Consider the following 9,552-nt stretch of genomic DNA (forward strand, 5'->3'; position numbering starts at 1 on the left):
TTCCGATGCAAGCGCATCAGAACCCAGAGCCCGGAACCCCGAACCTCGAACCCCGAACCCCGAACCCACCAGGAGGACCCATGTGGAAACTCCCCGCCTTCGCCATCGCCGCCGCCGTCCACAGCGGCGAGGTGTCCGCCCGCGAGGTGGTGGACTCCCATCTCGACCGCATCGCCGAGGTCAACCCGCGGGCCAACGCCGTCACCCAGCTCCTCGCCGACCGCGCCCGCGCCGCCGCCCGGGAGACCGACCGCGCCCGCGCCGCCGGCGAGCGGCTCGGCCCGCTCGCCGGGGTGCCGTTCACGGTCAAGGAGTGCATCCGCGTCGAGGGCGTCCCGACCACCTTCGGCACCCCGCGCTTCCGCGACCTCACCGCCCCCGCCGACGCCATCCCGGTGGCCCGGCTGCGCGCCGCCGGGGCGATCCCGATCGGGCACAGCAACATGCCGACCCTGATCCTGGCCGGGATGCACACCCGCAGCGAGCTGTACGGCGACACCCGCAACCCCTGGGACGCCGCCCGCACACCCGGCGGCTCCAGCGGCGGGGACGGCGTGGCGGTGGCCACCGGCATGGCCCCGCTCGGCCTCGGCAACGACTCCGGCGGCTCGGTCCGCATCCCGGCCGTGTTCTGCGGGGTCGCCGCACTCACACCGACCACCGGCCGGTTCGCCGCCGACCAACGCATGCTGGGCCCGGACGATCCCGGCCCGGCCTCCCAAGTCCTGGTAACCGACGGCCCGTTGGCCCGGACGGTGGCCGACCTCCGGCTCGCCTACGAGATCCTGGCCGGCCCCGACCCGCGCGACCCCCGCGCCGTCCCCGCTCCGCTGTACGGCGAGCCGCTCGGGGGCCCGCCACGGGTCGCCGTGGTCGCCGACCCGGGCGGCCATGGCGTCCACCCGGCCGTTCGCCGGGCCGTCGAGGCCGCTGCGGCGGCACTGCGCGACGCCGGGTACGAGGTGGAGGAGGTACCCGACGTGCCCCGGCTCGACGAGGCACTGGAGACCTACCACCGGCTCGCCGTCACCGAGTTCGCCCCGAGCTGGCCCACCGTGCGGCAGCTGCTGGGCGAGGGCGGAGACCGCTTCATCGAGCTGACCATGCGCAGCGCCCCGCCCGCCGATGCCGCCGGGCTGATCCGACTGATGAGCACCTGGATGAACGTCCGCCGCTCCTGGACGGAGTTCCTGGCGGAGCACCCGCTGCTGCTCGGCCCCGTCTTCACCGAGCCGCCGGTCGAACCCGGCCTGGAGTCCCGGGACCAGGCCGGGCGGGACCGGGTCGCCATGGCGATGCGGCTCTGCTCGGTCACCAGCTTCGTCGGCGTCCCGGCCGTCGCCGTCCCCACCGGGCTGGACGCCGACGGCCTGCCCGCCGGGGTGCAGCTCGTCGGACGCCCGTTCCGCGAGGACCTCTGCCTGGCCGCCGCCCAGCACATCGAGGACCGGCTCGGCACCCTCACCCCGATCGACCCGAGGGGTGACGGCGCGCGCCCGGCGCAGCACGGGCTCCGCGCCAACCAGCCCTGATCTGCCGTCACGTCGGCGCCGCGCCCCTCACCCACCAGGACGGGAGCCCCGCCCCGGGCAGCCGACCGCAGCGCGCCGACTACGCCTCGTGTCGGCCCGAGTGCCCTGCGTGAGAGGATCACGCGAGGTCACCGTGATCCGACCCCGAGGAGTAGGCATGGCCGAGCGCCAGAACGGCACCGTGAAGTGGTTCAACGACGAGAAGGGCTACGGGTTCATCAGCCCGGAGTCCGGCCCCGACCTGTTCGTGCATTTCCGGTCGATCGAGTCGACCGGCTTCAAGTCCCTGGTGGAGGGCCAGAAGGTCTCCTTCGAGGTCACCCAGGGACAGAAGGGCCTGCAGGCCGACAAGGTCCGGGTCGAGCAGTAGACGCCCCGGCGGGCCCCCGCGCGCGCCCGGTCGATCGCGACCGGGCGCGCGTTCCGCTTTCCCGGGGCCGGGGCCGGAGGCCGGGACGGGGGCGGGGGGGGGGGGACGGAGAGCCGGGCCGAATGGACTCGGCATAGCATTCACTCCCATTCCATTGCAACGACACCTCATCGAGGCATTGCGTTACCCTCCAGCACATTGCAATGATTTGCCGTCATCTACCTGCCGCTATTCATATTTACGCCTGCACACCGGTTGCCACTTCACCGAATGCAACGTAGCGTTTCCATCATCAGAAACGACGGGCCGCAGGGACCCGCGTCGCAAACCGAGGAGAGCACCATGCAGGCGTTCGACACCCCCACCGCGATCACCGCCGTCCTCGACGTCCCCGCCGGGCGCGTCCGGTTCGCCGCCTCCGAGCGCACCGACACCGTGGTCGAGGTGCGGCCCGCCGACCCCGCCAAGAAGCGGGACGTGGAGACCGCCGAGCAGACCGTCATCGAGTACGCCGACGGCGTGCTGCGGATCCACACCGTCGCCCCCGGGAACGCGCTGCTCGGCCCCGGCGCGCTGGAGGTCACCGTCCAGCTGCCCGCCGGCTCCCGGGTCGAGGCCCGGACGGAGAGCACCGAGCTGCGCACCGCCGGCCGACTCGGCGACGTCGACTACCGGGGTGCGTACAACCGGATCAGCGTCGACGAGGCCGCGGGCCTGCGCCTCACCGCGGTCGACGGGGACATCGAGGTCGGCCGGATCAACGGCACGGCGGACATCAGCACGTCGCGTGGCGACATCCGGATAGCCGAGGCCGGGCCCGGCGCGGTGGTGCTGAGCACCCAGTCCGGCAGCATCACCGTCGCCGCCGCCGTGGGCGTCTCCGCCACCCTGGACGCCGGCACCGGCCACGGCCGGATCGCCGACTCGCTCCGGAACGGGGGCAGTGCGGAGCTGCGGATCCGCGCCACCACCTCGAACGGCGACATCACCGCCCGCAGCCTCTGACCGGCACCGGGCCGCGGGCAACAGGCGGCAGGCAGCAGGCAGCAGGCGACCGGCACCGACGGACGGTCGGGCGAGCGGGCGGCCCTACTTGGACCGCAGCGCGGTCAGCACGCCCTGCACCTGCTGGGTCATCGCCGGGGGCAACGCGCCGTACTTCAGCGACTCGCCCGTCGCCTGGCCCGGTGCGCTGACCGCGTAGGAGGCGAAACTCGCCATGACGGCGGCGCCCCCGCCGCTCCCGCAGAAGTCGAGGTAGCCGAAACCGACCACGGGGTAACCGGACTTGACCGGCTTCTGGTAGTCGAGCTCGACCGAGAGCCTGCTGCCCGAGGCCGCCACGGTGCCGGTCGCAGCCATCGCGTTGGCGCCCGCGGTGCTCGGGGCGACGTCGCCGTCACCGGTCCGCACCCGGGCCGTGTGGAGGTTGCCGACGTCCTTCAGCGGCACGAAGCCGATCGACCCCATGGCCCCGGCGATGGCACCGGGGATGCCCGCTTCGGTCGCGCCGGCCCCGGCCTTCTCCCCGGAGTCCCAGACCGGGCCCGAATTGAACGGCCAGTCGGCGGGTGCCGCCTTGCCGAGATAGTGGGCGAAGACGAAGGCGGACCAGGACAGGTCGGTCGGGACCCGTACGTCGATCGATGAACCGGGCAGCACGGTGGCCGGGTTGAGCGCCCTGATCGCCGGATCGTTCCAGGTCCGGATCTGGCCCCGGAAGATCTTGGCGAGCGTCGGTGCGTCGAACACCAGATCCGTCACCCCCGGCACGTTGAAGACCACCGCGACCGGCAGCACCGCGATCGGGACTTGGGACATCTGTCCCGAGACGCAATGCCTGCCGGTCTGACCCACCTGGCCGTCGGGCACCGCCTCGTCGACGGTGGCGGCCTCGAGGCGGCCGACGGCGAAGTCGGCCACGTTGGTGTTGCCGAACGGGTTGCTCGGGTCTCCGACGAGCGGGGCCCGGTAGCTGAGTCGGTTGCTCGGGCAGGCCTTGCCGAAGTCCGCCGTCCACTTCTTGACCAGGTCGGCCTCCATCCCGTCCGAGCCGACGACCGCCGTGTCGGCCGTGTCGGCCGGGGCGCAGCCGAGGCCCGCGGCGGCTGCGGACGGGCCGGCCTGCCCGGCCTGCCCGGTCTGCCCGGTACTCGGCTCCCGGTCGTGCCAGGCCAGGTAGCCGAGCGTGCCCGCCGCGGCGACCACGACGGCGGCCAGCGCCGAGCCGATCAGCAGGGCCCGGCGCGGGCGGGGGCCCCGTTCGGCGGCGGAGGACGGCGGGAGGTGCGGCGGGGCGGCCGGCGGCACCGGCGGCTGCTCCGGCGGCGGGGCGACCGGGCTGGCGGCCGTCGGCGTCGGGACCGCCGGTGTGTGCGGGCTGGCGGCCGTCGGCGTCGGGACCGCCGGTGTGTGCGGGCTGGCGGCCGTCGGCGTCGGAACCGCCGGTGTGAGCGGGCTGGCGGCCGTCGGCGTCGGAACCGCCGGGGCGGCCGGGGCAGGAGCCGGCACAGCGGCCAGAGCCACCGGCCCCGTCCGCAGCCGGACCGTCCGCTCCCGCGCGCTCTCCGCGATGATCCTCAACAGCCCCTCCACCGTGGGCCGTTGCTCCGGATCCTTGGCCAGGCAGCCGGTGATCAGCGGGAGCAGCTCCGGCGCCAGCCCGGCGAGGTCCGGCTCCTCGTAGACCACCCGGAATCCCACCGCGTGCGAGGAGTCGGCGCCGAACGGGCCGCGCCCGGTGGCCGCGAAGGCGAGGACCGAGCCGAGGGCGAACACATCGGTGGCGGTCGTCGCCGTACCGCTGCGGAACTGCTCGGGCGCCATGAACGGCGGGGTACCGACGGCGACTCCGGTGCTGGTGAGCTGGGTCTCGCCGGCGCTGCGGGCGATCCCGAAGTCGATGACGCGCGGGCCGTCCTCGGCGAGCAGCACATTGCCGGGCTTGAGGTCGCGGTGCACCAGCCCGACGCGGTGGATCTCCTGGAGCGCCTCGGCCAGTCCGGCGGCCAGGCGGCGGACCTCGGGCGGGGTCAACGGGCCCTGCCCGACGATGCGTTCGCCCAGGGATGGACCGGGGATGAAGAGGGTGGCCAGCCAGGGGGCCGGGGCGTCGGGGTCCGCGTCGAGGACGGGCGCGGTGAAGGCGCCGCTGACCTTGCGGGCGGCCGTGACCTCCTGCCGGAAGCGGGCCCGGAACTCCGCGTCGGCGGCCAGTTCGGGCCGGATGACCTTGACCGCCACCTGGCGGCCGGAGACCGACCGGGCGCGGTAGACCACGCCCATGCCGCCCGCCCCGAGCCGGCCCTCCAGGAGGTACCCGCCGATCTCGCGCGGATCGTGTTCCGACAGAGTCACGTGCCGTTCCCTCCCCCAGGCATGTCCGGCCGACCGGCCCAGCCTAAGGCCTGCCTCCCCGTCTCCCGCCTCCCGCCTCCCGCCTCCTGCCTCCTGGTGGAGGCCCGAGTCGGCCGGGGAAGCCGGCTCAGCCCGTGAACCCCGGCACCACCAGTCCCGACTCGTAGGCGATCACCACCGCGTGGGTCCGGTTCTGCGCCCCGAGCTTGGTCAGCACGTTCCCGACGTGGGTCTTCACCGTCTCCTGGCTCACCGTCAGCATCTCGGCGATCTCCGGGTTGGACAGCCCGGTGGCCATCAGCCGCAGCACCTCCTCCTCGCGCCCGGTCAGCGCCGCCCGGGGCAGCGCCTCGGCCGAGTCCAGCGGGCGGGCGGCGACCATCCGGCGCAGCGCGGCCGGGAACAGGATCGCCTCCCCCGCCGCCACCACCCGGACGGCCTCGGCGATCTGCCGGACCGGCAGCCGCTTGAGCACGAAGCCGCTGGCCCCGGCGCTGAGCGCGGCGGTGACGTAGCCGTCGTTCTCGAAGGTGGTGATCACCACGACTCTCGGCGGCTCGGCGGACTCCGCCAGCAGCTGCCGGGTGGCCTCGATCCCGTTGCGGCGCGGCATCCGCACGTCCATCAGAACCACGTCCGGACGCAGTCGCAGCGCCTGCTCGACCGCGTCGACGCCGTCGGCGGCCTCCCCGACCACCTCGATCCCCGGCTGGACGGAGAGCAGGGTGCGCAGGCCGCTGCGGGTGACTTCGTCGTCGTCCGCGATCAGCAGCGTGACAGGGGCACCGGACGCGGTGCTCACACCGTCGCCCGGACCGGCAGCCGGACCGCCAGCTTCCAGCTCTCGGGCCCGTCCGGCCCGGCCGCGAACTCGCCGTGCAGCAGCCGTACCCGCTCGGCCAGTCCGGGCAGGCCGTGCCCGGAGGTCGGGAAGGCGCCGGTTCCGGTTCCGGATCCGGATCCGGTCCGGTTGACCACCCGCAGCTCCAGCACGTCCGGCGCCGCCACCACGCCGACCTCGATCGGGCCGCCGGTCCCGTGCCGCAGGGCGTTGGTCAGTCCTTCCTGAAGGATCCGGTACGCCGCCCGGGAGAGCGTCCCCGGCACCTGGGCGAGGTCGCCGGCGAGGGCCGGGTCCACCACGGCGCCCGCGTGGCGCAGCCGGTCCAGCAGTTCAGGCAGGTCGGCGAGGGTCCGGGTGGGTGCCGTGGCCGCGTCCTCCTCGCGCAGCACACCGAGCACGTAGTCCAGGTCCTCCAGCGCGGCCCGGGTGGACTCCTCGATGCTGCGCATGGCGGCCCGCGCCGCCGCCGGATCGTCGGCGAGCACCTCGCCCGCCATCGCGGCCTGGATGGTGGCCGCCGTCAGAGTGTGCCCGATGGAGTCGTGCAACTCGTGGGCGAGCCGGTTGCGTTCGGCCAGCGCCAGTTCCCGTTCGGCGGCCAGCGCGAGCCGCTCGGCGGCGGACGGTCCGAGCAGCCGCGGCGCCGCCCAGCGCAGGATCCCCGTCACCACCGCGCAGCCGGTCACCGCCAGCAGCACGCAGACGACCGCCGGCAGGCAGCTCCACCAGCCGTCCGGCACCTCCAGCGACCAGCCGAACAGGCTGAACCGCGCCTCGCCGCCGAGCCAGCCGAACGGCAGGGAGAGGCCCATGAGCAGCAGCACCCCGCTCACCAGCGCGCCCGTCCACCCCAGTGCCACCTGCAGCACCAGCCAGGCCGGCGTCCGCCAGCGGTCGGCCCCGGACGGCCGGCGCCCGGCGGCGGCCGCCGGCAGCGGCACCCCCAGCATTCGACGGGCGGACGCGACCAGGGCGCGCCGGGTGGTGCGGGCCAGCCCGAGCAGACCGGTCAGCACCGTCCAGAGCAGCAGGGTCAGGGCGAACCGCACGAGATACGGAGCCGACGCCCAGCCGAGCGCCGGCAGGGCGGCGAGCGGCAGCAGCGGAAGGCTCGCCAGCGCGCCGCAGTAGGCGAACAGTGCGCCCGTGTACGTGGAGCCGCGGAGCAGCGGCCGAAGTGCTCTGATCATGTCCGCCAGTATGTCCGGGCAGGTCAGCGAGGGCCTCCCCCGATCGGGGGAGCGCGTTTTCCCGCCTTTCCGCGATGTGCGCCGGGGGCGCCGGAGCCCAGGATCGAGTCACTCGCTCACCGACGCATCCACCACCGGCGAGCCCCCGACCGGCGAGTCCCCGACCGGCGGACCCACAACCGGCGGACCCACAGCCGACGAATCCACAGGAGTCGACCCATGCGTGACCTGACCCAGCAGAAGCCCCGTTCCTCCCGGCGGCGGGGCGTGTCCGCCGCGGTGGTCCTCGGCCTCATCACGGCCGGCGCCCTGGCCCCCGCGACGGCCGTCGCCGCCAAGCCGGACACCGTCCAGCAGGACCTGAACGCCCTGGTGCACTCCGACGGCCTGCCCGCCGCACTGGCGAGCGTCCAGGACCGTACGGGCCGGACCCGCCACTACACGGCGGGGGTCGGCAACCTGGCCACCGGCGCGAAGGTGCCCAGGGAGGGCCAGGTGCGGATCGGCAGCAACACCAAGACCTTCACCGCCGTCGTCGCCCTGCAACTGGTCGGCGAGGGGAAGGTCAAGCTGGACGAGCAGGTCGAGACCTACCTCCCCGGCATCGTGCGCGGGGACGGCATCGACGGGCACGGGATCACCGTCCGCCAGCTCCTCCAGCACACCAGCGGGCTCCCCGACTACGAGGGGGACATCGACGAATCCGTCATGCAGCAGCGGTACTTCGAGCCGCGCGAGCTGCTGGACCTGGCCTTCCGGCACCCGGCCCACTTCGCCCCCGGGAAGGGGTTCAAGTACAGCAGCACCAACTACGTGCTGGTCGGCCTGATCATCCAGAAGGTCACCGGCCGACCGCTCGCCGAGGAGATCGACCGACGGATCATCCAGCGCATCGGCCTGCGCCACACCTACTTCCCCGCCACCGGGGACCGCGGCATCCGGGAGGCCCACCCCAGCGGCTACCGCCAGGAGAAGCCGGGCGGCCCGCTGATCGACACCACCGAGCTGGACCCCTCCGCGGGCTGGGCGGCGGGTCAGATGACCTCCACCGACTCCGACCTGAACCGGTTCTTCACCGCCCTGCTGGGCGGCCGGCTGCTCTCCCCGGACCTCCTCGCCCAGATGCGCACCACCGTTCCCATCGGGGACACCGGCGCCGGCTACGGGCTGGGGATCATCAGTCGGCCGCTGTCCTGCGGCGGCGTCTACTGGGGCCACGGCGGCGACATCCCGGGCTACGAGTCCCGCGGCGGTGCGACGGACGACGGCCGCGCCGCCGACATCACCGTGACCAGCGTCCCGGCGGACGGCGCGGTCACCCGGCACCTGGAGGACGTCGTGGACACGGCCCTCTGTCGCTGACCGGACCGCCCGGACGACTGTCCCCCGGCCCCGGCCCCGGGGGACCTCATCCGTCGAAGTTGGACCAGAAGATCCCGACCCCCGCTCCACTGCCGTCCCGACCGACCAGGATGCTGTTCGCCGTGAAGTCACAGGTCGGGAAGACCAGGCTGTTGGCGCCGCTCTCCGGATCGACGACGACATCGAGCACCGGCGTCCGGGAGCCCGCCTCCTGCTGCGCGGCGAACTCGGCCACGGCCCGGGCCACGGGGTCCTCCGCGTCCGCGAATCCGGCGGTCCGCCGGAGGGCCCCGCCGATCGCCAGGCTGTCCGGGGTGCTGGAGTGGATCGCCGAGGCGTGCTCGCTCAGCATGTTGACGTCGTCCGAAGCCTCCTCCCAGCTCGCCCCCACCAGCGCCTCCGGGGCGGTACCGCCGGCGACCAGCGCGACCGCGGAGACGGTGGCGCGCCGCTCGTCGTCCCAGTCGTACGCCAGGTACACCTCGTGCAGCCCGTCGGCGATGTCGTCGAAGGTGAAGTACTCCCCGCCCTCGAGCCCGCACACCGCGATGTCCCCGCGGCTCGACAGGCGCCCCGCCAACGTGAACTCGCCCAGGAAGCCCGGATCGTCCTCCGAACCGTTCGCCTTCAGAACCGCTTCGATCGCTTCGATCATCTTCATGCCGGGGAGTGTGTCACCCCCCTCCGACAGGAGCCCGTGCGGAGCCGCAAACAGAACGGCCGGTCGATCCGAAGATCGACCGGCCGTTCGCTGTGCGCGAGGGGGGAGTTGAACCCCCACGCCCTTTCGGGCACTGGAACCTGAATCCAGCGCGTCTGCCTATTCCGCCACCCGCGCATCTGGGTGATGGGTTAACTATAGACCATCTCCAGGGGTGCCTCCGACCAGGTCAGAGC

Annotated in this window: 8 protein-coding genes and 1 tRNA gene; 4 read left to right on the plus strand and 5 right to left on the minus strand. The window is 73.7% G+C overall.

Translation table 11 applies throughout. From position 1 onward, the window contains the following. The first annotated feature begins 80 nt into the window (after positions 1–80). The 3 genes from ACFWIS_RS21215 to ACFWIS_RS21225 all read left to right on the plus strand — a co-directional run bounded on the left by ACFWIS_RS21215 (position 81) and on the right by ACFWIS_RS21225 (position 2,907). A complete protein-coding gene (locus ACFWIS_RS21215) occupies positions 81–1,532 on the plus strand; it encodes an amidase (protein WP_380461498.1) in 1,452 nt (483 codons plus the stop codon). 157 nt (positions 1,533–1,689) lie between these two features. Then, the gene (locus ACFWIS_RS21220; protein WP_380461499.1) at positions 1,690–1,902 is read left to right on the plus strand and encodes a cold-shock protein; all 213 of its coding nucleotides are present in this window, start codon (positions 1,690–1,692) and stop codon (positions 1,900–1,902) included. 342 nt (positions 1,903–2,244) lie between these two features. Beyond that, positions 2,245–2,907 carry a DUF4097 family beta strand repeat-containing protein gene (locus ACFWIS_RS21225; RefSeq protein WP_380461500.1) on the plus strand — a complete coding sequence of 221 codons (663 nt, stop codon included), beginning with the start codon at positions 2,245–2,247 and terminating at the stop codon, positions 2,905–2,907. An 84-nt stretch (positions 2,908–2,991) separates the two neighbouring features. On the opposite strand, the gene ACFWIS_RS21230 is transcribed toward ACFWIS_RS21225, so the two are convergent. The 3 genes from ACFWIS_RS21230 to ACFWIS_RS21240 all read right to left on the minus strand — a co-directional run bounded on the left by ACFWIS_RS21230 (position 2,992) and on the right by ACFWIS_RS21240 (position 7,293). After that, on the minus strand, positions 2,992–5,259 hold the full coding sequence (locus ACFWIS_RS21230; RefSeq protein ID WP_380461501.1) for a serine/threonine-protein kinase: 2,268 nt from the start codon (positions 5,257–5,259) through the stop codon (positions 2,992–2,994). Between the two features lie 127 nt (positions 5,260–5,386). Then, on the minus strand, positions 5,387–6,061 hold the full coding sequence (locus tag ACFWIS_RS21235) for a response regulator (protein ID WP_380461502.1): 675 nt from the start codon (positions 6,059–6,061) through the stop codon (positions 5,387–5,389). Further along, positions 6,058–7,293 (minus strand): sensor histidine kinase, encoded by a 1,236-nt coding sequence (locus ACFWIS_RS21240; protein ID WP_380461503.1) that lies wholly within the window; start codon positions 7,291–7,293, stop codon positions 6,058–6,060. The genes ACFWIS_RS21235 and ACFWIS_RS21240 overlap by 4 nt, the downstream gene beginning before the upstream one ends. Before the next feature lie 219 nt (positions 7,294–7,512). Between ACFWIS_RS21240 and ACFWIS_RS21245 the strand changes: the two genes are divergently transcribed. Beyond that, entirely contained in the window at positions 7,513–8,655 is a 1,143-nt protein-coding gene (locus ACFWIS_RS21245) for a serine hydrolase domain-containing protein (protein ID WP_380461504.1), read from the plus strand. A gap of 46 nt (positions 8,656–8,701) precedes the next feature. Here the strand turns inward: ACFWIS_RS21245 and ACFWIS_RS21250 are convergent, their stop codons facing one another. Both ACFWIS_RS21250 and ACFWIS_RS21255 read right to left on the minus strand, forming a co-directional pair. Continuing rightward, a complete protein-coding gene (locus ACFWIS_RS21250) occupies positions 8,702–9,316 on the minus strand; it encodes a hypothetical protein (RefSeq protein ID WP_380461505.1) in 615 nt (204 codons plus the stop codon). 93 nt (positions 9,317–9,409) lie between these two features. Then, positions 9,410–9,493: transfer RNA gene (locus ACFWIS_RS21255), tRNA-Leu, on the minus strand. Between the last annotated feature and the right edge of the window lie 59 nt (positions 9,494–9,552).

It is taken from the genome of Kitasatospora sp. NPDC127060, from assembly GCF_042724935.1.
Classification (GTDB): domain Bacteria; phylum Actinomycetota; class Actinomycetes; order Streptomycetales; family Streptomycetaceae; genus Kitasatospora.

What these genes read in the sequence shown, in the direction of transcription:
- ACFWIS_RS21225 (WP_380461500.1), top strand. Translation starts at nt 2,245, where the DNA reads ATGCAGGCGTTCGACACCCCCACCGCGATCACCGCCGTCCTCGACGTC.
- ACFWIS_RS21250 (WP_380461505.1), bottom strand. Translation starts at nt 9,316, where the DNA reads ATGAAGATGATCGAAGCGATCGAAGCGGTTCTGAAGGCGAACGGTTCG.
- ACFWIS_RS21220 (WP_380461499.1), top strand. Translation starts at nt 1,690, where the DNA reads ATGGCCGAGCGCCAGAACGGCACCGTGAAGTGGTTCAACGACGAGAAG.
- ACFWIS_RS21240 (WP_380461503.1), bottom strand. Translation starts at nt 7,293, where the DNA reads ATGATCAGAGCACTTCGGCCGCTGCTCCGCGGCTCCACGTACACGGGC.
- ACFWIS_RS21215 (WP_380461498.1), top strand. Translation starts at nt 81, where the DNA reads ATGTGGAAACTCCCCGCCTTCGCCATCGCCGCCGCCGTCCACAGCGGC.
- ACFWIS_RS21245 (WP_380461504.1), top strand. Translation starts at nt 7,513, where the DNA reads ATGCGTGACCTGACCCAGCAGAAGCCCCGTTCCTCCCGGCGGCGGGGC.